The sequence below is a fragment of the Streptomyces sp. NPDC058086 genome (assembly GCF_042885015.1).
Lineage (GTDB): Bacteria > Actinomycetota > Actinomycetes > Streptomycetales > Streptomycetaceae > Streptomyces.
Genome location: NZ_JBHVST010000131.1, coordinates 1 through 23,760, shown reverse-complemented (window position 1 = coordinate 23,760; position 23,760 = coordinate 1). Strand labels below are relative to the sequence as shown.

Annotated in this window: 20 protein-coding genes and 5 pseudogenes; 13 read left to right on the top strand and 12 right to left on the bottom strand. The window is 66.6% G+C overall.

The window, feature by feature from the left end:
- Positions 1–284: 284 nt before the first annotated feature.
- The 4 genes and pseudogenes from ACFVWD_RS50650 to ACFVWD_RS50635 all read left to right on the top strand — a co-directional run.
- A pseudogene (locus tag ACFVWD_RS50650) lies at positions 285–830 on the top strand (long-chain fatty acid--CoA ligase); the annotation flags it as partial.
- Positions 831–967: 137 nt separating this feature from the next.
- The gene (locus ACFVWD_RS50645) at positions 968–2,011 is read left to right on the top strand and encodes a DUF1259 domain-containing protein (RefSeq protein WP_389605353.1); all 1,044 of its coding nucleotides are present in this window, start codon (positions 968–970) and stop codon (positions 2,009–2,011) included.
- A complete protein-coding gene (locus ACFVWD_RS50640) occupies positions 2,011–2,238 on the top strand; it encodes a hypothetical protein (protein WP_389605351.1) in 228 nt (75 codons plus the stop codon). The genes ACFVWD_RS50645 and ACFVWD_RS50640 overlap by 1 nt, the downstream gene beginning before the upstream one ends.
- Complete coding sequence (locus ACFVWD_RS50635; protein WP_389605350.1) at positions 2,235–2,801, top strand: hypothetical protein; 567 nt, start codon at positions 2,235–2,237, stop codon at positions 2,799–2,801. The genes ACFVWD_RS50640 and ACFVWD_RS50635 overlap by 4 nt, the downstream gene beginning before the upstream one ends.
- 116 nt (positions 2,802–2,917) lie before the next feature.
- Here the strand turns inward: ACFVWD_RS50635 and ACFVWD_RS50630 are convergent, their stop codons facing one another.
- Positions 2,918–3,349, bottom strand: a complete 432-nt coding sequence (locus tag ACFVWD_RS50630; RefSeq protein WP_389605349.1) for a DUF5958 family protein — start codon at positions 3,347–3,349, stop codon at positions 2,918–2,920.
- A gap of 373 nt (positions 3,350–3,722) precedes the next feature.
- Between ACFVWD_RS50630 and ACFVWD_RS50625 the strand changes: the two are divergent.
- A pseudogene (locus tag ACFVWD_RS50625) lies at positions 3,723–4,418 on the top strand (XRE family transcriptional regulator); the annotation flags it as partial.
- Here the strand turns inward: ACFVWD_RS50625 and ACFVWD_RS50620 are convergent.
- The 5 genes from ACFVWD_RS50620 to ACFVWD_RS50600 all read right to left on the bottom strand — a co-directional run bounded on the left by ACFVWD_RS50620 (position 4,402) and on the right by ACFVWD_RS50600 (position 10,310).
- Positions 4,402–5,196 carry an NUDIX domain-containing protein gene (locus ACFVWD_RS50620; protein ID WP_389605347.1) on the bottom strand — a complete coding sequence of 265 codons (795 nt, stop codon included), beginning with the start codon at positions 5,194–5,196 and terminating at the stop codon, positions 4,402–4,404. The pseudogene ACFVWD_RS50625 and the gene ACFVWD_RS50620 sit on opposite strands and share 17 nt — an antisense overlap.
- A gap of 176 nt (positions 5,197–5,372) precedes the next feature.
- Positions 5,373–7,148, bottom strand: coding sequence for an IS481 family transposase (locus tag ACFVWD_RS50615; protein ID WP_389605355.1), 1,776 nt, complete (start codon positions 7,146–7,148; stop codon positions 5,373–5,375).
- 1,852 nt (positions 7,149–9,000) lie between these two features.
- A complete protein-coding gene (locus ACFVWD_RS50610) occupies positions 9,001–9,429 on the bottom strand; it encodes a hypothetical protein (RefSeq protein WP_389605346.1) in 429 nt (142 codons plus the stop codon).
- A 54-nt stretch (positions 9,430–9,483) separates the two neighbouring features.
- A complete protein-coding gene (locus tag ACFVWD_RS50605; RefSeq protein WP_389605344.1) occupies positions 9,484–9,927 on the bottom strand; it encodes a hypothetical protein in 444 nt (147 codons plus the stop codon).
- Positions 9,928–10,109: 182 nt separating this feature from the next.
- Complete coding sequence (locus tag ACFVWD_RS50600; RefSeq protein ID WP_389605342.1) at positions 10,110–10,310, bottom strand: hypothetical protein; 201 nt, start codon at positions 10,308–10,310, stop codon at positions 10,110–10,112.
- 751 nt (positions 10,311–11,061) lie between these two features.
- On the opposite strand from ACFVWD_RS50600, the gene ACFVWD_RS50595 reads away from it, so the two are divergent.
- The 5 genes from ACFVWD_RS50595 to ACFVWD_RS50575 all read left to right on the top strand — a co-directional run bounded on the left by ACFVWD_RS50595 (position 11,062) and on the right by ACFVWD_RS50575 (position 15,750).
- A complete protein-coding gene (locus tag ACFVWD_RS50595; RefSeq protein WP_389605340.1) occupies positions 11,062–11,760 on the top strand; it encodes a hypothetical protein in 699 nt (232 codons plus the stop codon).
- An 881-nt stretch (positions 11,761–12,641) separates the two neighbouring features.
- Complete coding sequence (locus tag ACFVWD_RS50590) at positions 12,642–13,094, top strand: hypothetical protein (protein ID WP_381236613.1); 453 nt, start codon at positions 12,642–12,644, stop codon at positions 13,092–13,094.
- 545 nt (positions 13,095–13,639) lie between these two features.
- On the top strand, positions 13,640–14,101 hold the full coding sequence (locus ACFVWD_RS50585; RefSeq protein WP_389605339.1) for a DUF4145 domain-containing protein: 462 nt from the start codon (positions 13,640–13,642) through the stop codon (positions 14,099–14,101).
- A gap of 477 nt (positions 14,102–14,578) precedes the next feature.
- On the top strand, positions 14,579–15,127 hold the full coding sequence (locus ACFVWD_RS50580; RefSeq protein WP_389605337.1) for a YcxB family protein: 549 nt from the start codon (positions 14,579–14,581) through the stop codon (positions 15,125–15,127).
- A gap of 293 nt (positions 15,128–15,420) precedes the next feature.
- Positions 15,421–15,750 (top strand): CPCC family cysteine-rich protein, encoded by a 330-nt coding sequence (locus tag ACFVWD_RS50575; protein ID WP_389605335.1) that lies wholly within the window; start codon positions 15,421–15,423, stop codon positions 15,748–15,750.
- Positions 15,751–15,921: 171 nt separating this feature from the next.
- On the opposite strand, the gene ACFVWD_RS50570 is transcribed toward ACFVWD_RS50575, so the two are convergent.
- The 5 genes and pseudogenes from ACFVWD_RS50570 to ACFVWD_RS50550 all read right to left on the bottom strand — a co-directional run.
- Complete coding sequence (locus tag ACFVWD_RS50570) at positions 15,922–16,311, bottom strand: hypothetical protein (RefSeq protein WP_389605334.1); 390 nt, start codon at positions 16,309–16,311, stop codon at positions 15,922–15,924.
- A 391-nt stretch (positions 16,312–16,702) separates the two neighbouring features.
- Positions 16,703–16,861: a hypothetical protein gene (locus ACFVWD_RS50565; protein WP_389605332.1), complete on the bottom strand. Its 159-nt coding sequence runs from the start codon at positions 16,859–16,861 to the stop codon at positions 16,703–16,705.
- A gap of 982 nt (positions 16,862–17,843) precedes the next feature.
- Positions 17,844–18,206: a hypothetical protein gene (locus ACFVWD_RS50560; protein ID WP_240362939.1), complete on the bottom strand. Its 363-nt coding sequence runs from the start codon at positions 18,204–18,206 to the stop codon at positions 17,844–17,846.
- 524 nt (positions 18,207–18,730) lie between these two features.
- The gene (locus tag ACFVWD_RS50555; protein WP_389605330.1) at positions 18,731–18,910 is read right to left on the bottom strand and encodes a hypothetical protein; all 180 of its coding nucleotides are present in this window, start codon (positions 18,908–18,910) and stop codon (positions 18,731–18,733) included.
- A 479-nt stretch (positions 18,911–19,389) separates the two neighbouring features.
- Positions 19,390–19,482, bottom strand: a pseudogene (locus ACFVWD_RS50550) (replication initiator); the annotation flags it as partial.
- Positions 19,483–19,583: 101 nt separating this feature from the next.
- Here ACFVWD_RS50550 and ACFVWD_RS50545 point away from each other — a divergent pair.
- The 3 genes and pseudogenes from ACFVWD_RS50545 to ACFVWD_RS50535 all read left to right on the top strand — a co-directional run bounded on the left by ACFVWD_RS50545 (position 19,584) and on the right by ACFVWD_RS50535 (position 23,672).
- The gene (locus ACFVWD_RS50545; RefSeq protein ID WP_099920443.1) at positions 19,584–20,246 is read left to right on the top strand and encodes a Type 1 glutamine amidotransferase-like domain-containing protein; all 663 of its coding nucleotides are present in this window, start codon (positions 19,584–19,586) and stop codon (positions 20,244–20,246) included.
- Positions 20,247–21,148: 902 nt separating this feature from the next.
- Complete coding sequence (locus tag ACFVWD_RS50540) at positions 21,149–21,844, top strand: LPXTG cell wall anchor domain-containing protein (RefSeq protein ID WP_355591028.1); 696 nt, start codon at positions 21,149–21,151, stop codon at positions 21,842–21,844.
- A gap of 572 nt (positions 21,845–22,416) precedes the next feature.
- Positions 22,417–23,672, top strand: a pseudogene (locus ACFVWD_RS50535) (IS110 family transposase).
- On the opposite strand, the pseudogene ACFVWD_RS50530 reads toward ACFVWD_RS50535, so the two are convergent.
- A pseudogene (locus tag ACFVWD_RS50530) lies at positions 23,613–23,760 on the bottom strand (transposase); the annotation flags it as partial. The pseudogenes ACFVWD_RS50535 and ACFVWD_RS50530 overlap by 60 nt on opposite strands.

The following is a 23,760-nucleotide window of genomic DNA, read 5'->3' as shown; positions in this document are numbered from 1 at the left end:
GACGCAGGGAACTCCGGCGCTGCGCGCCTCCGGGCCGAGGATCGCATTCCCGCCCGGCCTGAAGGCCGGGATTCCCTGCGAAGATCAAGGGATGGAGGTCTTCTCGGTGACGCCCTCGACGTTCACGACGATGAAGTCCGGCATCGACTTCACGAACTCGTCCTTGTAGATGTCGCCCTTGTGGGTGGGAAGCGAGCCGCTCACGATCGAGGACTCGACGTAGGGCCCGGATGAAGTCGGTGATGCCGAGGGCGTACGCGACGATGGAGCCGCTGTACCGGCCCGGCGACCATGTGCTGCGCGGCTACTGGGACCCGCAGGCGGGCGGCGTCGTCCCCGCGACCCGCGACGGCTGGCTGCCGACCGGCGACATCGGCGAGCTGGACGACGAGGGCTATCTGACCATCACCGGCCGCAAGAAGGAGCTGCTGATCACGGCGGGCGGCAAGTCGGTGGCGCCCGCCCCGCTGGAGAACTGGCTCCGCTCCCACCCCCTGATCTCCCAGTGCATGCTCGTCGGCGACGCCCGGCCCTACGTCACCGCCCTCTTCACCCTCGACCCCGACGGCATCACCCACTGGGGTCAGATGAACGGCAAGCACCCGGTTCCGCCGGAACTCCTCGTGGACGACCCAGAGTTGCGGGCGGTGCTGCAGCGGGCGGTGGACGAGGCGAACCGGCTGGTCTCCCGCCCCGAGTCGATCAGAAAGTTCGCGGTGCTCCCGGTCGACTTCACGGAGGAGGCGGGCCATCTGACCCCGTCGATGAAGCTGCGCCGGGAGACGGTCATGCGCGACTTCTCGGGACAGGTCGAAGAGCTGTACGGCTAGACCCGGGCTCGTCCGGTGGAGTGCGGTGGGCTCACCCGACCGCTCCAGCCCGCTTAGCCCACCTGGGCCCATGTGCCGGTGCAGATCACGGGTCCGGGTGTCCTCCCGTGCTTCCATCGCGCCAGGAGGCACATGAGATGACTGATGACCGACAGCAGCACGCCGACCCTAGACCGACAGCGTCCCGGCGTCGCGTGCTGGCCACCGCCGCCCTTGCGCCCGTACTGACCGGAGCGATCGGGGCGGTTCCCCCCGCCCGTGCCGCGACCGCCGGACCGGGGGCCGAGCCGGTCCACACCCCGGTCCCGCCGGTGATGACCGAACTCGCCGACTGGGCGGACGTGGGCGCGGCCCTCGGCGCACCGGGCGGCATGAAGCGGTTCATGTACCACACGCCCCTGCTGCGCCGGGATCTCCACGTGGTCTCCCGGGGCATCATGATCGACCCCGCGCTCGCCCTGGGCTCCCATGTGTCCTTCGTCCGGTACGCCGACGGCAGCTCGCTCCTGATGGGCGACGCGGTGGTCACCGAGCGCGAACTCCAGCCGTTCAGCGACGCCCTGCACGAGCACGGGATCGGGCAGACCGCGATCCACAAGCACCTGCTGGCCCAGCGGCCCGACGTCTGGTGGTGTCACCTCCACGCCCACAGCACCGACCCGGTGGCCGTCGCCCGCGGTCTGCGCGCCGCCCTGGACCGCACCGCGACCCCGTTCCCGAAGGCCCATGCCGCTTTCGCCGTGCCCCCCGGCGTGCCCTTCGCCGTACGCTTCGACCTGGACACCTCGGCCATCGACGCCGCGCTCGGGGTGAAGGGCACCGCCGACAGCGGCGTCTACCAGAGCACGTTCGTCCGCCGGGAGGCCATCACCGACGGCCACCTCCTCCTTCCCCCGGGCCTCGGCTCGACCACCTCGTTCAACTTCCAGCCGCTCGGCCGCGGCCGGGCCGCGGTCAGCGGCGACTTCGCCGTGATCGCCGACGAGGTCCAGGACGTCCTCGCCGGGCTCCGGCGCGGCGGTGCCGACCTCGTCGAGCTCCACCACCACAGCCTCACCGACCAGCCCCGGCTGTTCTTCGTCCACTACTGGGCCGTCGGCGACGCCGTGACCCTGGCGCGGCGCCTGCGCCCCGTCGTGGACGCCACCAATGTCGCGCCGATGAAGGGGACGGGTGCCTGATGAGCATGAGCGACGAGTCGATCACCTGCCCGTTCGACTACAGCGAGGCCCTCGACTTCGATCCCGAGCTCGCGGCCATCATGGGCCGCGACTCCCTGACCCGCATCCGGCTCCCGTACGGTGATGCTGGCGCCTGGCTCGTCACCGGCTTCCGCTCGGTCCAGAGGTCTGTTCCGACCAGCGCTTCAGCCGGGCGCAGATCATGGGCCGCGACTATCCCCGGATGACGCCGGAGCCCATCGTCTCCCCCGAGTCCATCAACGTCATGGACCCGCCGCACAGCAGCCGCGTACGGCGCCTGGCGTCACAGGCGTTCACCCAGCAGCGGGTCGACGAGATGCGGGAGCGGATCGTGCTGCTCGCGGACTCCCTGCTCGACGAGATGGCGCAGCAGGGACCGCCCGCGGACCTGGTACAGCACCTGTCGAACCCGTTCCCCCAGCACACGATCCTGCACCTGCTCGGCATCCCCCGCGACGGCCGCCACATGGAGCACGAACACGTCGTCGCCGGGCTCGCCGCAGCCCACCGGGCCGGCGCCCTGACCGCGGACGCGGTCGCGCTGGAGGCCCGCAAGGCCGCCGAAGGCGAGAGCTTCACCGAGCCCGCGAAGTCCCTTCAGACCCGACCCGTCCAGCCGCAGGACGAGACCGGCGGCACGGTCACCTTCCTGTCCGACTGGAAGCTGTCTCACCTCCCGCCCGACAACCGGCCGCTGCCGTCGGTGGCCCACTACGACCAGCTCCTGAAACGGCACGGCCGCACGGCCGGCGAGAAAGAGGGATCATGACACGCAAGCGCGGACTGACCGAAGAAGCCGCCACCGCCTCGATCGACCAGGCATGCCGGATGCTGAGGCTCGGGAGCGCCCGACAACCAGCCCAGCGAGAGCCGGAATGGCCGATGCTACGGATGCTCGGTTGCCGCTGGCAGGTTGTGCCATGCATGTCCGCAGGCGCCTTTGCAGTACGTCTCGCGGCGGCGAGTGTCAGCAACGGCGAACACGGAAACGAGGACGCGGAACGCCTTGACGTGTTCGGCGGAGGGGAGGCCCGCGAACCCGTAGCGGGGCGGGTCCATGCAGATCATTACTGAGGGGTTAGCCGTGGGCTTCACACCGGACCGTGCCACCCCCGCACGGCCGTCCGCAGCTGTAATGTGCGCCTGCATCGCATAGCCAGCGACTTCCTGCAGAACCTCCTGCTGGCGTGTCGGGGCGAGGCCGGAGAACCAGCCCACACCATCGTCCAACGTGCGGAGCCCCTGGGCGATCTCGTTGACGACCCGCTCGGTCTCGCGCCGGAAGGTGCGGCCGTCGTCGCTGCTCGGTTCTGTCATCACTTGATGATTTCACGACGCCGGTTCCGGGCGAGGGCCGGTATCCGCACCCGAGACAGCGCGGGCGGGAACCGGGAACAGTCCGCTTCCGCGATCTGGCAGTGCCGCAGGACTCCCACTTCGCGGCTCGCCATGCGCCCCGCAGCACTTGAGTGACATCAAAAGTCGCTGACATCGATCACGAGGTCGGCCGCCAAACGACTCCCGAAGTCACGCCGAAACGACTCCCGAAGAAAGCCGACACAGCCAGCCACTCCCGCCCAGATGAGTGGTCGGGGACCGAGCTCGGCCGGGCTCAGTCGACTGTTTCGTCCGTCATGTCGACCACGGCCTGGGCGGCCGCCGCCTGTACGGCGGGGCCGTATCGCAGGTCGCCGTGCTACCCGAGACGCGACGCCCAGTCGCCTTGGCATTGGCCGGAGCGGCGACCTTGGCGGCATGGCAGGCACTCGACGTCGGCGCAGTCGAACGGGCTTGGCGTCACTACGAGCTGGGCAAACGAGCCGCCCAGGAGGCTGACGAGCCGATGTATCTGGCTCACGCCACAGCAGAGCAGGCATACGTACTCTGCGATGCGGGCCGGGCCCCGATGGCTGTCGAGTTGGTACGAGATGCGCAGCGACTCGGCGGCAAGGCCATGTCCCCGCGGCTCACGGCTTGGCTGTACGCGGCCGAAGCCGAAATCTGCGCCCGAGCCGGACTTCAGGAGGAGTGCCGGCGCGCGCTCGACAACGCGATTCACTACCTGCCATCGGGTGAGGAAACCCGCGACCCCGACATGCTGAGCATCTTCCTCAACGGCGGGCACTTGACCAGGTGGCGCGGCAACGCACGCGCCCTGATCGGAGACGAGGAAGCCGTAGGAAGCCTCTACACCGCCTTGGAAGCGACCGATCCGACGTTCATCCGGGCATCAGCAGGACTGCGCTGCGATCTCGCGCAGGCACACTTGGCCCGCGGCGAGTACGACCAGGCGCACGAGCACCTGCGCCAAGCCCGCTTGATGGCAAGTCGTACGGGGTCCGTGCGCCACCGACGCCGAATCGAACAGCTCACCCAGCGGCTGTAGGCGAAGCGCCGGCACCCCGGGAAGCAAGCACATGCAGCAGGGCAACGAGGGTTCCTGAACCCATGAGTTCACCGCGAGCCATCAGGCCAGGGATGTCGGCGAGGGGAACCCAGGCGATGTGCCCGGCTTCCTCCAGGTCGGTCGGCTCCCCGATGAGCTCCGCGCCCTGACCCACGAAAATCTCATGCGGCGAGTCGACCATGCCGACCATCGGCTGATAGGTGACCACATGCTCAAGCCCGTCGGGCCGCCAGCCGGTCTCTTCCTCAACCTCGCGCATAGCCGCCTGCAAGGAATCCTCTCCCTCGTCGACAATCCCTCCGGGGAGCTCCCAGCCGAAGGACTGGGGGACGAAGCGATACCGCCACATCATCAGAACGCGGTCCTGATCGTCGAGGACAGCGGCGATGGCCACGTGATGCAGGCGCACGACGTGATGCTCGAAGCGCTCAACGCCGGGCGGCTCGACGTCGACGAGGCCGAGCTTCACCCAACGGTTGTCGTACAGAGTCCGCTCACCATGGATCTGCCATGGCTCGACGTCCGTCGGGGTCTCCGTAGTTACGGACCGGTCGGGTACGCGGTAGGAACTGCGACCGTGCACCTCAACGACGCCTTCAGCGACTAGCTTCGCCAGGACCTGGCGAAGAGCCGTGCGGCCGATCTCCAGTTCCTCGGACAGGGTCCGCTCTGACGGGAGCTTGGCGCCAGGGTGGTACTTGCCTGTCGTGATCCACTCGCGAATCGTGCGGTAGACCCGCTCAGACTTAGGTCCCATCCCGTGAGCACGCTCCTCGTCTTTGTGACGTCGTGACGTCGTGACGTCGCAGCAAGCGTAGCCCTGCACCTACTCACGTGAGTAGGTTGCCCGACGCCGATGAGCAAAGACGCTCAAAGTGTCGAGTCTCAGGTGATGCTTGACGGGTTGGCGTCGGGTGATGCTTGACGTCTGCCCTAGACGATCTTCCGACGGTTGTGTTCGCCGGACTTGCGGACCACGACCTCCTTCCTGGTCACACGCGGGACGGTGGTGATCAGCTCTGTTCCGTGGAAGACCCGGATCGTTTTCTCGGCCAGGTGGACGGTGACGACCTGACGGGCATAGGCCCGGCCGAGCTGGATGCGCTGTCCGGCGACCATGAAGCCGCCGGTGCTGCTGACGGTCCGCTCGGCGATCTGCTCGCCGGGCGATGGCAGCTGCGGGGGCGGCCCGGCCGGACGGGCTCCTTGCAGGCGTCCGCAGGCCGAGGCGGGCAGCGGGCTGGGCAGGGTGGCCTGCAAGACACGCTGCTCGTCGAGGACCTGGAGCACTCTGCCGTCGAGCCGGAGGGTGACTCGCTGTCCGGCGAACGGCCAGCCGATGAGGACCTTGTCGCCGCCCAGGCCGACGTATCCGACCGCGTTGACGGTGCGGTCCACCTCCACCACCCCGCCCCCGTCCTGCGCCGGACCGGGCTCGTCCGCCCAGGGCCCGGCCGGTCGGGCGTCCCCGGCTGCCAGCAGGGCCTTCAGATCCCGGCCGGTCAGCTTCGAGGGCAGGGTTTTGTGCCGGTGACCGCCGATGAGGACGTGCAGGCGGTTGACGTCGATCCGCAGCGTGACCGCGGTGCCGGCCATGGCCGGGCCGAACCAGACCTGCTGACCGCGCAGGCTCAGGTTCCCCGACGTGGGCACCACGCGCTCGACCTCGATGGCACCGATCTCGCCCTCGGCCCGCGGCCAGACCGCCGGCTCGGGCAGAGGCTGAGGCGGAGCAGGCGCCGCAGGCGCGACCAGGTCGAGGCGGGCGGGCAGGACCACCGGCAGCGCATCCTGCTCGGCCCGTGGCCGGGGAATGAACCGGCTGGCCGGGACGGCCATGTCCAGGGACTGGTGCGGGCGCATCCGGTTGTAGTCCTCCAGCCAGGCATCCACCGCCGACTGCGCGGCCGCCAGGTCTTCGAACGGGTCGCAGCCGTCGAGGAGTTCACGCCGCAGCGTCTGGTGGAACCGCTCGATCTTCCCCGTCGTGGTCGGCGACCTGGGCTTGGTGAGCCGGTGGGTAATGCCGTTCTCCCGGCAGATCCGGTCGAACATCGTCTCCCCGGGCCTGCCGGAGCCGAACCGGGCGGTGAACTGCTTGCCGTTGTCCGTCAGCACCTCGTCCGGCACTCCGAACCGCAGCAGCGCTTGCCCGAACGCCAGACACACCGCGCGGGCCGTGGCCCGCTCAACCACCTTCGCGATCACCACGAACCGCGAGTGATCGTCGATCCCGGTGACCATCTTGCACTCGCCGCCACCGGCCAGCAGCACCCCGCCGACGATGTCCATCTGCCACAACTCCATCGCAGCAGACCGTTCCCACCTGCGGTAATCCGATCGGCGTCGCCTGCGCACCCCCGGCTCGACCAGGCCGTTGCGCACCAGGACCCGATAGACGGTCGCCCGCGACGGGACCGGCGTGATGCCCCTGCGTTCGAGTTCGTGGACCAATCGGCGCGGGCCCCAGCCGGGATGCCGGCGCCGCAGCTCACACACCACCGCCTCCACCTCCCCGGCGATCCGGTGCGGACACGAGGCCGGCCGATGCGACCGGTCCGCCAGCCCCGCAAGACCCGACTGCCCGTACTTGCGCACCCAGGCATGCACCGACTGCCGTGACACCCCATACCGGGCCGCGACCTGGGTGACCGGAACCCCCGCGGCCACCTCCATGACCGCGTGATACCGCTGCTCGACCACGCTCAACTCCACCAGCACGGCCTCAGCCCTCCCGGCACGCGCCGATCAGACGCACACAGCCAAGCCGAGGCAAGCGGTGTCAAGCATCAGGTGAAGCCGCACTGTCAACTATCAACCGAGATAGGACAAGCCCCACGCGACCGACTGAGTTACAACTTTCTCTACTGGTTCAAGACCCCCGGCTTCGCTGCGCTCCGCCGGGCGCGCTCCCGGCTCCCGGCCGCTTGCGCTCCTGCCTTCGGCCCGCGCCACGGCCGTCCGCCTCTGCGCGCCCACGAGCACAACGACCACCAGGGGCAGAAGGCCAATCGACCCGACAGGCCCGGCAGGTGCACCGGTCACAACATGCCTCCGGCGGGGGCGCTCCTGCGTCCAGGATGACGGGACAGCGGCAGTCTCGGCCTGGGTGGTTCGGTCGGTGGCCGACGATGCGAGCTGCAGACGATCCGGGTCACTACGGGCCAGCAGCGGGAGGGGTGGCGTCTCCCGGGGACGGGCGTCGGCGGGTGCTGGCCGTCGCAACACTGGCCGGTGCCCCCGCCGTCACGGATGCGGGCGCGTGAGGCGGCCGAACCCGCCGGTCGTGGCTGGCGGGGGGCGATGCTGCTGCCGCGAAGTGGTTGCGGCCGGTGGGGGTCGCTCACTGCCGTTCGCTACAGCGCTGACCGTTCGCCATGACGGGCTGTCAGCAGTAGACCCGCTGTCCTCGAGCCTGCGGCAGGACCCTCGACTGGGTTACAGCGGGGCGCACCGACCGCCCTGATGCCAACAACGCCAACGGGCCGCCGGTATACCGACGGCCCCCTGCGAAGGATCTCGGTTAAACGCACGAGACGAAGACATATTCCACGTGGTAGTCAGAGGAGATGATGGTGTAACAACCGCCCCCCGTGAAAGCTACCGGGCCCGCATAGTAGGCATACTGGCCATAGTCGACTTTCGTGGCGCCACTGCTTACCTGTGTAATGCGAACCCCTGTACCGAAGGTGTTGCCGGAGTAGGCGGCTGTGTGGACAGTGGTTGCGCATATATATCTTCCGCTGATCTCTATCTCCAGCCGGACATGTTGGTCCACGGGATACGACAGGGATGTCGTCGTTCCCTTGCTGCAGCCGCCCCCAGCTGCCTGTGCAGTCCCCGCTCCCAGGACGACCCCGCCAGCAGTCAGGGCCAAGGCGAGGGCAAATCCAGTGATCCTCTTGCGCACTTGCAGCCTCCAAATTGACATTTTCGGGGTGAATCAATGTATATATATCAACGTGAGATCGCAGTTGACAATATGATTGATTAAATTGGCCGAATTTCGCTCCTGAGGCGGATGGGTGGATGAACGGGGTCACTTCAGAGTGCGCCACGCGAATTTATGTCGACGGGGTCCGGTCTATTCACGGCCAAGCGGTTCGTTCTAGGCCAAGCACGAGCCGTGGCCTGTATGAAAAATTCCAGGGAAGACGCTCTCCGGAGCCGATGCAGGATGGCGTCCCGACGAGTCCGACGAGTGGTGTAGCCGATCAAGCTGACGGAATCCCCAGGTTGCGGCCCGAATCGCCCTTGCCGGAGGCCCTGCTGAGGCTCGCCGGGCCGAGACCAGCGGTGATCGCACGACGGCTGGCAGCGGCACGTACCGGACGGCTCCAAAGCGGAAGCGACGGACCGTGATCGGCTACACCACGACCGGGGACACGACTCCGGGCTGAGGACGGTCCACTACGCAGACCTCATCCTTCCCGTCCGCCCGTATAAGAAGCCTGAGACCGCGTTTGAGAGGCAGGATGAAAGACGTTCACTGGCTTCTGCCCACAGGGCCACCGGCAGCTCCGCGCTCCGCGCGGTGTACACGTCGTCGTTTGACGTGCGGCTAGAAATTCGGGTCTAGATAAGACCCGTACGTGTAGGTCCCCCTGCTGTCGATTCTGAAATTTCCGAATAGTACGGCGCTAGGATGGCTGGATCCGGCCGGCGGTTTCAGCTTTGAAATCACATGCCAGTAGCCATCCGTCTGGAAGGCCAGGCAGTCGACCCACGTATAGGTGCCCGCGGCAAGATAGATGGCTCGGACTGTGGGGTCGTAACGATTCGGAAGGCTGCCCCAGCTGTATGTGCCCGCAGCGAGTTTTATGCTCCTCGATGCTATGCACAGCGACCCGCCCACATCGCCCGGATCGTAAGGTATGTAGCTTGTGCCGGTGTGATAGGCCGTATCAGCCGCCATAGCTGGTGATGCAGTCAGCACGGCGAGGGATGCCGCTGCCGCGATCACACCGGCGGCAATCTTAGGAAAGCGCATGATTCGGTGAGGCTCCTCGTGAGAGATCGCAGGGAACACAGGGAAAGGATCGTGCTATCGAACTTCTCTCAGGTTTGATCCCCAGACCACCCATTTGGTGCCACAGCCGCAAGGATAGAACGTACTACTCTGATAAGCGGAGCCTGTAAGGCTCCTTAGGTGCAGGCTGGACGTCTCGGTGTAACTGCCACTGCCAGGCTTGAGGCAGTCAGTCCAGTCGTACCAGCCCGCCGCGAGATGTATCTCCCTGACGGACAGGATGTTGTCGTAAGTGCTGTCCGTCAGCGTCCAGTAGTAATTGTTTTCCGCTATATAAATCCCTCCGGGCCTCGTGACACATGAGGTGCTCATGCTCGAGTCGGGGGAAAAGCTGAGGTACTGGCCTTTCGTGTTGTACGCCGCGCCGTCGCCCGCAGTCGCAGGCGCGGCAGTGACGCCAATCAGGGCTCCGGCTGCTGCCAGTGCCCCTATAGCCGCCAAGACCTTGCTCTTCGTCATGCCACCCTCACCTTCATCGAACCGCAACACTGTTCGAATTGTCGAACGAGGAGCACTTTAGCATCGATGTGTCATCAAGTGTCTTGTTTTGGCGGCTAGTTGGTCAAACCTGACCATCGAGTGAAGGAGCCCCTGGACCCGCAAACGCACAGCTTGACTTCGTGCGGGTTGCGAGGTGTGCCTCAGGGCCGGATCGCGGTGGCCTTGAAGGGACCGCCGTTGGCCGCGGCGTGGGCGACGGCGTCATTCGCGTCGTCCAGAGCGAAGTCCGTGACGTCGAACGCGATCAGGTTCAGGAGCCCGGACCTGACCAGCCCGATCAGGTAGACGCCGGCCCCCACCGGGTACATCCACTGGCCCCGGAGGATGACGCTGTTCCACATGATCCACGGATAGGGCAGCTGGAGGTCGTCGCCCCGAGCATGCCGACGCCGCCCATCAGAGCAGTCCTCCGCTGGCGGTGGCCACCTGGAGTACCTCACGCGGGGAGACACCGGGGTGGACCGTCAGGTCGAAGGACAGGTAGGCATCGGCGGGGCGCGCCGCCACCTGCCCGGCGTAGGCCAGCAGGTCGTGCGCAACATGGGCGGCCGTGGTCCAGCGGCTCCATTCCAGCTCCCGGCCGAGGATCGTGGTGGCCCAGGCGGCCGGCGAAGCCCTGGGCCTCGACCGCCCTACGAGGAGGAGTAGCCTCGCCGTCTGGCATAAGCTCTGGGACTCTCCAGGACAAGGCGCGCAACACACCTCCGACACCCTCTGTGCCGTCGCGCCCCCACCTGAGCGCCTGTCCGGTTCGCCTCTTAACTGCACAAAGAGACCGCGCAGCTCAGACCCGGCGGGTGTTACAGCCCGTCGGCGGAGCCGACCTCTCAATGGGCCCAGGAGCCGGAGGCGACTTCCGACTTCGCACTATCTGCGATACACGAGGACACCGGACGCTTGCGGGGATCAAGGAACCCGCTGATCAGAGCCTATTCACAAGCCGAACTCTGATTGTGCTCCGGAACCGTGTTGGTTACTGAGGCCGTCGAGCACTGTGCAGCGGGGTGAGCTGAGGGGCTTCGTTCGTCATCTCGCCCTGCATGAGCACCGGAGTTGCTGTCCCCCCTCCTTCGCGCAGGGCAGGATGGGGTCATGGCACCCACCGACTTGTCTCGTCTGCAATTGCCACGCGCGTGTCGTGAGGCTCTTGCCAAGCAGCGGTCGGAGCGGATCGACAGCCACACCATCCCCGTAGCCACCGCATGGTGGAACACCGAACTAGCCGCCGCTCGCTTGCCTGGTGCGCCCATGGCCAGTTCAGATGTCACGCAGCTCAGTCGCGGCGACTTGTTCGCAGATGCTGCCAAGCTCGATGCGGACTCCGACGAGGAGCTGCTGCGTTTTCTGTGGCGTGTACTCGCCTGGGGTAGCGGCATGAAACTGCGCCTCAATCGCAAGCGGATGCGAGCTATGGCGGATAGCCCGTCCTCAGCCGTGGCGACTCTACGCAAGGCTCTAAAGGCCGCCCGCGAGGATCCGGCACGGGCATACGAAGCTCTGCGCCCGAGAGACCGCAACGCCCTCGCGTATCTGGGACCGGCGTTCTCGACCAAGGTCCTGTATTTTGCCGGCCGCGGCGCTCTCGATCACCCATGCGCGATCCTCGACTCCCAGGTGGCCGCCACACTCAGGGACACCTGCAAGTGGGACTCGCTGGGTGAAAACGAATGGCCCACCAGCACTTACGTCCGGTACTGCGCACTCCTGGACCGCTGGGCCCACGAGGAGAGCAGCCGGTTCGGACGCCGCATAGGCATCGACGAGATCGAACGCTGGCTGTTCAGGCCCTGATCCAGAACCGAGCTGCCGCCTGTGGTTCCCACAGGCGACGGCGCGCAACAGCCCTGCCAGATACAAGGGTCAGCCACGGTCAGTTCGGCGGAACGTGCGCCTCGAGCTACGCCGCAGTTCTAGGCTTCCCGCTGCCGCTCACGAGCCTGTCGCGACAACGGGGCGACTCAGACTTCAGTACTGGGGGGGACCGATGACCGTACCGACACTCTCATTCAACGACGCCTCCGACGCAGATGACGCAGGCGAGTACATGTGGGAGGAAGACCTACGCAAGCTGGCTCGGAAGCAAGATGCGTACGAACGGGCGCGGATGGAGGCAGCTCAGACTCTTCGAGCGGCCGCTTGCACACTGATGGAGAAGGCCGCAGCACAGGTAGATGCGCGAGAACGGGATCGACTTATCGAACAGGCGCGGTTGAAGCTGCGCCTGGCGCAGGATCCTCTGCCCGGCGGTCGTCAGGTGCTGGAGCGGCAGGAACAGATTATTGCCCGCTCCTGCGGCCGTCCCGCTGTGCTGTTGCGGCCCAGTCTCCCGGGACACCGAGAGGCGTACCACACGGGCCCCGAATGTGGACTCATTAGCGGCAAAGGCAGGCACTTGGAGGACTCAAGCTGGGCGCCGGTCGGTGAGGCCGAAGCCGCCGGGTATCGGCCCTGCGAACGCTGCGGATCGCAGGCGTAGAGGGTCACCGTATGGAGACAACGCCAAGGTGGTCACCGCGACGCGTAGGTCCCGGAACGAGGCGGCGTTGTCCTGGGCTTCACGAGAACGTAGCCCCGGGCACTGGCAGCGGACCTGCCAGTGATCGACCGTTAAGCGGTGAGTGTCAGGCTAGGCCGCGCGCCGATCCGGCGCCTAGTTGAGGGGGCATCAGGGCATGCGCGGACGACCAGGAAACGAGACCACCGCCGGGTGGCTGCTGACCTGTAATTCGAAGACTTTCGACCTGGAGGCGTTCCGCCGCTCCGGGCGCGAGTTGGACTCGTGGCGGGTCTCGCAGTTGTGGGGCGAGCTGGCAGCCGACGATCCGTTCGTACTCTGGCTTTCCGGGCCGCGCGGCGGGGTGGTGGCCCGCGGCAGTCTCACCGGCCCTGCCCGCTGGGAGGGAAAGCCGGACCCTGCGTTCTGGGCCGAGCCGCCCGCGCCCGCCCACTTCGTTCCACTGACCGTCGAACGCTGGCTGTCCACTCCCCTTCCGGCCCGCACCGTACGGGCCGATCCGACGTTCGCCACCGCGACCATCGTCACCATGCCCGGTGGACGCAACCCACACCGGCTGTCCGCTACGCAGTGGGACCGCCTCACGCACATGATCGACGCCATCGTCTGACACGGCCAACCGGGGCGCCGGCGTCAGCAGAGGACGGCGAGAATCGCCAGACAGGTCCTGGGACCGTGCCACAACCGTGCCAGAACGAGCGGGGAACCACGGGGAATGACGGGGACCAGGCTGCCAGCCGGTCAGGCCCCGTGGCCGCTCCACCGCAGGTCAGCCCAGCAACCACCCGTGGACAACCCAAGCTTCCCAAGCTGAGGGCTCCGGAGCTGTTGGCACGGGCCTGCACTGCGGCATGCTCTGGTCAGCGAGCACAACGGTCACAAACCCCATGCCCATCGGGGCGTTGCGCACTAGTCTCCGACTATGGCGAGCACGACATGCGGATGGTGCGGACGGCTGGCTCACATGAGACCGGTCGGCGGTGCCGAAGTGGTCCCCGATCAGCACAGTCGCCTCAACGTGGGATTCGAAGCCTATCGGTGTGCCAACTGCCGCCGGCTGGTCCTCGCCCACGGGTGGACCGACTTCACACCTACGAATGATTGGGACGACGCACCTTCTGATCTCTGGGACCATCCTCAGGCCCAGCAGCCACGATGGCTTCCCCCGGCGAAGTCCAACAGGACGTTCCCAGATGTCCCTGCGCGATCGAGTCGCTCGCGGTTGAGGCGCACGACTGTCTGGCCATCATGGCTGACCGAGCTGCTGTGGCACTTGCCCGTGCAGTGGTCGAGGCGTCCGCGAAGGAAAAGGGTGTTACCAGAGGGAGCCTGATCGCAAAGATCGATGAGCTCCACCAACTAGGTCTGTTGCGCGGGCACATCAAGGAAGCAGCACACGAGGTGCGCTTCGGTGGCAATGAGGTAGCCCATGGCGATCTCTCCCCCGTTGATCACGAGGCGGCCGAAGAAATCTTGACCCTCATGGATGAGGTGCTGAACGACCTGTTTCAGTCCCCAGCTCGCGTGGCCCGTGCCCGTCAGCGGCGCCTAGAACGGTCCCAAGCAGGCCCTGAGTCGGTGAACGCCACCGCGTCAGAAGGACAGCCCAGCACCTGATCCTGACGCAGCACTCGCGGCAAGGCTCCACGGACCATCGCAGCCGCTCAGTGATGCATCTCGCCGCGAAAGGTCGCGTGCCACAACCGTGCCAGATTCAGGGGTCAGCCACGGTCAACACCGGCGCCTCATGGGCGAGTACTCGCCCGCTTCCGGGCCCGGTAAAGCCGCAGCTCAGGAGGGAGATAACCCACCCTCTCTCCTAAAGCGGTGGTCGGCGGGATAGCAGCACTTGTCAAGACCGCGTACGAAGGTTGACACCAGCGACTGACACCAACAACCGCGAACAGCAGCGGTCGACGTCGGACCTCAATGGACGATCGGCCGAGGAGTAGGACCGGTTGGCCAACATCGACGGCCCCCGGTGATCGACCTGATAAGGATGAGGCCGCAGGTTCAAGGCCTGTCACCCCCACCAGGGCGTGCGAGGGCCGCGGATCGATAGGATCCCGCGGTCTTTGTAACTGGGGAGGGATCATGGCCAAGGACGGCTGGACCGAAGGTACCGACAACAGCGCGGAAACCTCCGGCGATCTCGTGGACGAACCGTCCGCGGTCCAACTGGTGTACCGGCCGCAGCCTGCCGACACACGGGTCGGTCTGCGGGTTCGCGACCGGGTCAAGCGGACCAAGCTGGTGCTGCGGGGTGTCCTCCTCGTGCTGGGGGTGGGGTTCTGGCTGATCACTATCGACGTGGTCTCGACTGGGCTGCTCTTGTTCGTTGTCCTGTGGATGTGGGGGTACCCACGGCTGCACGTCGCCTACATACAGCGCATCATCGGATGGCAAGGTGAGTACCGCGCCACCGTGTCTGCGGCCGGGATCACCTGCCACAGCGACTACAGCACGCTGGTCCAGAAGTGGTCCGTTTACCAGGGCTACCGGGAGACGGCCCACCACTTCGTCCTGCTTAGCCGAGACCCCAACATCATGTGGCTCGAAGTCCTGCCCAAGCGGGGTGTGCATAAGGCCGAGGACCTCGACCGGCTTCGGGCCATCCTGGACCAGCACACCACCCGCGTGTGAAGGACGTGAAGGGCGCCCCGTGCCGACGGTCGATGGCCGGCCCTGCCAACTGGGGCGTGGCGTACAGCAGCGAAGTACAGCAACCGCCGCGACCGCAGCCGACCCGCCGCGCCCGCGAGCGAATGTCTGATCAGCCGGGCAGACTTCAGCGACCGTCCCGCCCGTAGTTCGCATCGAGGGGGTACGAGCGGTGGCCGTGGGCTGTGGCTGTCTGCTGCTCGTCACTAGGGTCACTGCCACAGCTGACTGAAATCACTGTGCTCCCGATAAGCCAAGTCCATACCCTCTGCGACATGGCTTCTGACCAATCAGGTTCTTTGCCCCGTCGGCCCCGACTCATGGACGGAGGACTATACGAGTGCCCGTGCTGCCGGCTCATGACTCTCGAGACATCGGCCAGTTTCGAGATCTGTCCAGAGTGCGGGTGGGAGGACGATGGGCAGGACGATTTCGACGCTGACAAAGTCCTGGGCGGTCCCAATGGGGCGGAGAGCCTGACGGAAGCGCGGGAACGCTACGCGGCGTACATTGCCGAGTCAGCCGGTCCTGACAGCGTTACTCGGGGCGGCGAGGGGTCTTGGCGGTCTGCCGCCAAGAGGAAGCGGCCGAGACAGACCGAGTAAGTGCGCAGTTGGAGGTCAGGTCGAACGTATCCGCGTGCCACAGTCACGCCAGATGCGGCGGGGACCCACGGGGAACCTCGGCTGCCGACGGGTAGCGCAGCCAGCAGATGCCGAAGTCGGAATCCTGCAGGTCAGACCTCAACTCGCCCCACCTCGCTCCTAAAGCGGGTGTCACTTTCGGAGTTGAGTGCGCACTATCGCCATAACCTCGGCGAACCGCTCGTCCTGCGGCTCAAGGCCCCCCAGGTCGCTCAGCGCTTCCGCCTGGTGCTTGAACCCGTCGCGGGTGTGGAAGTGAGCGCCTGGGCCGTTCAGACTCACCGCATTGACACCAGACCACGGAAGACGCTGGGTGCCCCAGGAGTTGACCATGACGATCACGTCGGTGGCGAGCTCCAGACGCACGCGCAACAAACACCACCAGGAGAACAAGCCGAAGCCGACCGCAATTGCCGTCGCCTCACCCGCGGACGCCAGATGGCCGAGGTCCGTGTGTACCAGCACGTCCAGCCAGGTCACTACGGCCGCGGCTGCGGGCAGGCCAGCCAGTGCATAGCCCATGCCGCGGCGGTACGGACCGAACCGCCAAACTCCAAGAACACCGCCATGCGTATCGTCCACAGTGCTCAATGATGCTCGCCCAGGCCACCGGCCGGAACCGTCAAGTCCAACCGTTGGTGTACAGCAGCGAAGTACAGCAACCACAACGGCCGCAGCCGACCTCTACCAGCCCCAGGCACCCGGCGGAACAGCCCAGCGCACCTCACCAACCGCCCCGCCTGTAGTTCGCATCGAGCGTCGCACAGGTCGGCCGGCGACTTGACTCGACCAGTCAGACTTCGCCGACCGCGCGGCCTCGTGGCAACAGGGACCCACGGAGGACGTCAGCGAGTGTGCTGAACAACGCACGTCACCGCCTCAGGTCAGCTCCCACCCGATTTCGCGATCTCCGCTACTTGTCCGCTCGGTAGAGCTTGATGTCCTTGTTGACGAACAAGTGGACGTAGCCGCACCGCCAGCAGATCAGGCCCGTGGCCTTCTCGTCGGCCCATGCCAACTTCATGAACTCCATGCCGGCGCTGTTGAGCAGGACACCCCGCTCTCGGAACAAATCCCCTTGGCAGACCAGGCAGTTGAGCCAGACTTCCCCCAATGCTGCACGTACCGGCTTCGCCATCACGTGAACTCCCCCGTTCTTGCCGTGTGGTCGGAACAGAGACTACGGGGCAGTGCGAGCCGCCTACAGCCCGCGTGAGCGTGGAATAGGGTCGTCTGCACGCGTCGCGCCATCTGGCGGCCAAGAGTGCGGCAGAGGGGCGCACGTGCCCTCTGCGTGCCCGGTCGAACAGCAACCAGCGGGGATCCTCGGCGAGTGCCCCGAGAACCCGCAGCTCAGCGTCTCGCCAGCTCAGCCCGCATCCGGTTACGCGATCTTCCAAGCTGGTGCTCTACGGACCGTCAGGCCACAGTCCAAAGCCGTTCCGCCCATGCAGTAGCCTTCCCGCGGAGGGGTGCCATGTCCGCGTGGATCATGTTGGGTTCCGGCTGCGTTTTCGTAATTCTGGGCGTGTTGACCTTGAACGGCCGGGGCACCGCGGCGTATGCGCCGTCGCCTAGGGCTGGTTGGGGTTGGATAGCGATGGCTGGCGGCCCTGTCCTGGACGGAGGACCCAAACTCCTCGGCTTCTCTTCCGGAGCGGCGATGGTGCTTTCCACCGTAGCTCTGGGGCTCGTCGTGCTCGGTGCGGTGCTTCTGGTCCGGGGCGGAGCATTCACCAAGGCTCGTCGTGCTGGCGACGGCGAATGAGTGCCGCCCCTATCCCTATCTAGGACGACCGTCAGGTGGGCGACTGATGTCTGACACCAGCGGCTGACACCAACAGCGGCGGACGAGGGCGGATCAGGGCGAACCCTAACGACCACTCCCGCGCCGCATGGCGGCCAAGATCCCGTGTCTAGGGTCCGTGGTGATCGACCTGATAAGGATGAGGACAGAGCAAAAAGTCTTGGCCTCGAACGGGCGCCGTCCGGAGTGTCGGCCGGCGCCCGTCGCCTTGACTCGGTCATTGACCGGCTAATGAAATCGTGAAGCCTCAGACGTGCATCTGTTCGTCGGTGGCCGAGCGTCGGCCTCCGTACGAGGTGACCAACGCGTCAGCGACGGCCCCCGCGTCTGCGTCGGCTACGTCCGCCGGGTACTCCGGCAGAAGGTCGTCCCAGACGGGCATCCACGACCCATAAAGCTGGGCCTGGCCCTCGGGCCGGGCGAAGAACCAGATGTGCAAGTGTGCAGCTCCGTCCCCGATCCGATAGACGTGGGCTCGGGAGATATGCGGTAGTGCCTGCACATGGCGGACGATGTGAGTGGTGAGCACCCCGAGTTCGGCGGCCATTTCGTCGGACAGATCCGCCATGTCGTAGTGGTCTCGGGAGTACAGCATCAGCACCAGAGGCACACCGACGCCTGTGACCCGGGCCAGTCGCCATCGTTCGTTGAACCAGATTCCTTCGTCTCGGGCGCGGCACACGTCGCAGTTCGCCGGGTCTTCACCGTGCCGTTTTGGCTCGGGCAGAACGGGCGGGCGCAGCGGCGCGACGCGAAGTCCATCAGGCTCGAACGGACTTATGTCCCAGCTGGTCATCCGTGCCAACGGAAGTCGAAGCTCACCATCCGCGGCCGCACGTGCGTGGTCGTAGAACTCATCAGGTCGCAAAGCCATGATCGGAGACTAACGTGACCCATAGGCACCCTGACCCGTGCCAGAGCGTGCCAGATCGTGCGGGGAGCCACGGGGAACAGCGGATACTCAACTCCGCAGATGGAACGCGCCTGCACCGCTGTAGTGCAGGTCAGTTCCACCACAACTGGTAGATCACCTCAGCTTCCCAAGCTGAGGTCACAGCGTTCTCTGCTGTGCTCGCGGCCGCCGCAGTGTTGCGCACTCCGGGGTACGTGGTGAGCCGCAGGCCGCTGATCGAGCTACGTGCCGGGCCAACCAATAGTCACATCGATGACACGAGCCTCCCAGCCCGGGTTGTCCACCGCCACACGGACGTTCCAGGCTCCCCGGTCCCCCACCAGGCGTACGAAGCGGGTGAGCCCCTCGACGTCGCCGACAGCCAGGCGCCCATCCGGCAGGAGGAGTTGGCCGTCAAACACGGTCGTAAATCTCGGATCGGCCCCCGCGGGATCGTCGGAGTTCCGGAAGACGCGCACTCGGATGAGATCCAGCTGAGGCCGTACGCGGACTGCGACATGGGTGTCGCAGCTTGCCGCATCCGCGTCTCCCAGATCGAGGGAGGTCGGAACCCAGTCAGTCGCGCCCAGGTGGAGCACTGGGTGATTCACGTACACCTCAACGCCTGCGATCTGCACCTGTGTTCTCCACTCGCCACGATCGATGGTCGTGCCAAAACCTAGCCAGTCAGGTGGGCCAGAGCCAACGCGGGGCGGGATCGCACCCACTAAGGCTGTCCGCGGCTGTACAGCAGCAGCGGAGTACAGCTACCGCCGAGACCACGGCTGACCAGCCGAGCAGACCTCGGCGACCTCCCCGCCCGTAGTTCGCATCGAGTGGCGCGCAGGTCCAGCCGATGGCTTGACTCGGTCAGTGAGACTCCACCGCCCTCGCGGCCCTCCTCGGGGCCGTCGAGGCGGATCACGGCGTGGAAGTGGAGGGCGCCGCGCTCCTGGAACTCGGCGACCTTGCCGTAGGAGAGCCGGCCCGGCGACCTGAGGGACCTCTGAAGCGGTTGCCCGAACTACGATGAGTTCCAGCACGGTCCCAGGTCTTCAGGTACATCCACCTTCCGCGCGCGAATTTGGAGGCACCTTGAAGCTCTTGCTGACGTCAGGCGGCGTTACGAACCCAAGCATCCACTCGGCGCTCGTGCAGCTTCTCGGCAAGCCGATCGCCGAGTGCCACGCCCTCTGCGTCCCGACAGCACAGTGGGGTCACCCGATGTGCGGTCCGACATCGGTGCGGGGCTTCGCAGCCGCCGAGCCCACGTGGCAGCACTTGTCCGGCCTGGGCTGGGCGTCGCTCGGAGTCCTCGAGCTCACCGCACTGCCCACCATCGGCGCCGAGCGATACGTCCCCTGGATCCGGGAGGCCGACGTGCTCCTGGTCGACGGCGGCGACGCGACCTATCTGTGCCACTGGATGCGGGAGTCCGGGCTGGCCGATCTGCTGCCTTCGCTGCCCGACACGGTCTGGGTGGGAGTGAGTGCCGGAAGCATGGTGATGACGCCCCGGATCGGAGCGTACTTCGTCGAGTGGCCGTCCGCACCGGACGACCGCACCCTGGGAGTCGTCGACTTCTCGATCTTCCCGCACCTGGACGCTTTCCCGCAGAACACCCTGGCTGACGCAGAGCGGTGGGCCGCCGACATCGGCGTCCCGGCCTACGCCATCGACGAACAGACGGCCATCAAGGTCGTCGACGGCTCCGTCGAGGTGGTCTCCGAAGGGCAATGGACGAAGTTCGGGTCATAGCCGCCCGGCATTCGAGACGTCGCGCCGCAGCAGCGACGTTCTTGCAGCTCAGAAGGCCCAACGGCGATGTGCGAGGCGTGCTCTCTGGAGCTGTGTGCGCAGATTGAATCCTGTCGGGAGCACTCGCCGCGTCTGCCAAGGCACGGCCACGACAGGGCAGTTGGCCCCCGCGCGGCCCGCCATCCCGGAACTGGCGGGCCAACGCCTCGAAAGACGCCGCCGCGGGGTAACCGGAACCTACGCCTCCGCCAGTCGAAACGGAAGCCCCCTGTTTCCGCAACGATCGGGCCGCCCACTCGTGTGCGGCTGGGCCGGGGCCTCAGCAGAGTTCTCCTGGCTGGCACGTCACCAGCCCGGGGCCTGGCTGTCCCACACCCAAACCGGCGTCTCACGCCACAGCCTCGCGCTGGGTCGTGTGCCCGCGAAGCCGTCCGCCCCCGGCCCTGGTGGCCGGGGGCGGTTCGGTACTGCCAGTAGATGACGGCCGCGCCTCTCTGCCGCGAGAGTTGACGCGGCAGGTTTCAACCGGCGTGGGCCGCACGCGCATCACGGACTGTCAGGGCGAACCGCCCGGGAAGCGCCCGACACACCTCCGACACAGCCTGTGTCGCGGGCGCCGCGTCATGGATTCCGCCGCAGGTCAGAGAGTTACGAGGTGCGATCGACACAATCACTCTGGAACGATGTGCGCAGGAATCCTGCTGAGGACACGCACCGAGTGGCCGTCCGCCCGAGTGACGGCCCGCACAGCGGGGACGCCCGCGAGGTCTTGAGGATGGCTTCCACTTTGGCGGCACGTTCTTTTCGTTGCCTGTTCGTGCTTGATCTGTCCTCAGGTCGGGCTGGACGCTGAGGCGCCCCCTCCACATCTTCCCGTTTGAATCTCGAAGATGGACCTGCCCATGCGTACTCTCATACGCGCCGGCGCGCTGACCGCCGGTGTTTCATCCCTGCTGCTCCTCGGACCGACCGCGCACGCCACCCCTCCCGGTGACAACGGGACAGTGAAGATCCACGACGCCAGGACAGGCGAGGAGTTGCGCCGCAACGAGCCGCATGTCTGCACGTTCTACCTCGACGCCTTCGGTTTCGACGCGATACAGCAGGTCGACTGGCACATCGAGGCCTGGGCTCCGACAGTCGCCGCCAAAGGCGAGACCGTGAAGTCCGGGGCGATCACCCTGGATGCCGAGGGTCACGGCCGTACGGCAGCCCTGTCGCTGCCTGACGGGCACTACAAGCTGTTCTGGAACTTCGACGGCGAGAAAGGAGCCGCCAAGCACAAGGTGTTCTGGACAGACTGCAAGGGCTCTGGGGGCGGTGGTGGCGGTACGACGCCGTCCGGCTCAGCGTCGCCCTCTTCACCGGCGTCGTCCTCGCCTTCAGGTTCGGCGGGTGCTACCGCCGCGCCGAGTGTCTCCTCAAGCGAGGGCGGGGCAGCCCCGTCCGCCGCCGCCTCCCCGTCCGCGCAGGGCGGCGGTGGCCTGGCCGAGACCGGTAGCAGCGCCCCGGTGGGCCTGCTGTCGGGCGCCGCGGCGGCGCTGGTGACCGCGGGCGGTTACCTGGTGCTGCGACGCCGTAGGACCTTCCGAGGCTGACGTCTGCTGGGCATGGCGGATCCCCCCGTACTCGTCCGACGGAGGAGTACGGGGGCGTCGTGTGCGGGGAGGGGGAAGGGGCCAGCCGGTGCGCACGAGCATCCGGAGGGCGGGCGCAGAATCTAGGCGTCCGGTGAATGCACGGTGAAGTGGGCGTCTGGCCAGGACGTCACCGAAGAAGTCACAGGTCAGCGACCCAGGGCGGCTTCGCCGCCCGCCGTGGGGCAGGTAAATGGGCGCGTCGAACACCCCGTAGCCCTTGATCAACACCGCGTCGCGGGGCGATAACGCAGGGGGTAGGGTCAGCTACCTGCGGTTTTGCCCATACGGGTCGGTATTTACGCGTCAGTAATCCAGGCCGCTTCGCGGGCCGCCGTGGAGGCGGGAAAATGGACCCGCGTCCGTCCGGGACGCCGATGCATCTGTGATGCCAGCCGAGCTCGCGCGTCAGTAAGGCGTTGGGGACCGCTGACAGGGACCGTCAATTGTTGCGACAGCACGCGGACCAGACTCTTCAGCCCTGTGGTTCCTCCGGACGGCGTGTCAGGCAGACGTCGATCCGGGAGGGGCCCATGGACGTGTTGCACCAGCGGTGCGCTGCGTTGGACATCGGCAAGAAAGACCTCAAGGCGTGCGTACCCCCAGCCCGAGCGGCAGGCGCTCACGTCGGCAGGAGATCCGCACCTTCGCCACCACGACCAACACGCTGCGGGAACTGCTGGACTGGCTGGTCGCTGAACAGGTCACCCTGGTGGTGATGGAGGCGACCAGCGACTACTGGCGCGGGGCCTTCTACCTGCTGGAGGACTGCCCGAACGTGATCCTGGTGAACGCCGCGCACGCCAAGGGGCTGCCCGGCCGCAAGACCGAGGTGGCCGACGCCGCGTGGTTGTGCCAGCTGGGCGAGTGCGGCCTGCTGAAGGCGTCGTTCGTGCCGCCGGAGCCGATCCGACATCTGCGGGATCTGACCCGCTACCGCTCCACCCTCGCCGCGGAACTCGGCCGCGAGGCCCAGCGGCTGGAGAAGGAACTGGAGGATGCCGGCATCAAGCTGTCCACGGTGGCCACCGACATCCTCGGCGTGTCCGGGCGGGCCATGCTGACCGCGCTCATCGACGGAGAACGCGACCCCTTGGTCCTGGCGCAGATGGCCAAGGCCCGCATGCGCCCCAAGATCCCCGCCCTGGTCGAGGCACTGACCGGCAACTTCGGCGAGCACCACGCCTTCTTGTGCCGTCTGCACCTGGAACGCATCGACCAGCTCAAGGCGGCGATCGCCGGCCTATCGGCCCGGATCGAGGAGGAGACGCACCCTTTCGCCCGCCAGCTTGAGCTACTGGAGACCATTCCGGGGGTCGGCCGAGCCACCGCTGAGATCATCGTGGCCGAGACCGGTGCCGACATGGACCGCTTCCGCACCGCCGGGCACCTGGCGTCCTGGGCAGGCGTCTGCCCTGGCCACCACGAATCCGCCGGGAAACACAAATCCGGCAGCAGACGCCACGGCAACCGATGGCTCGGCGCCGCTTTGGGCACCGCCGCCATGGCCGCCTCCCGCACCCGCGAGACCACCTACCTCGGCGCCCGCTACCACCGCCTCGTGCCCCGCCTGGGCAAGAAGAAGGCGCTGGTCGCCATCGAGCACTCCATCCTGACCGCGGTCTGGCACATGCTCACCGACGGCGTCTCGTATCAAGACCTCGGCGGCGACTACTTCACCCGCCTCGCCCCCGAACGCGCCATGCGCCGACGGACCCGTCAAGCCAACTCTGCGCAGGAATGCCTGCCAGAGCCGGTCCACATCCCCAGCAGTAGCGGCGGTGGCTGACCACCACAGCCAGACCGGCTTGGGGCTGCGGTCTCCACGGAGGTGGTCGACCTGAAGACGGATGACGGTGCCTTCGATGACCGGCGGC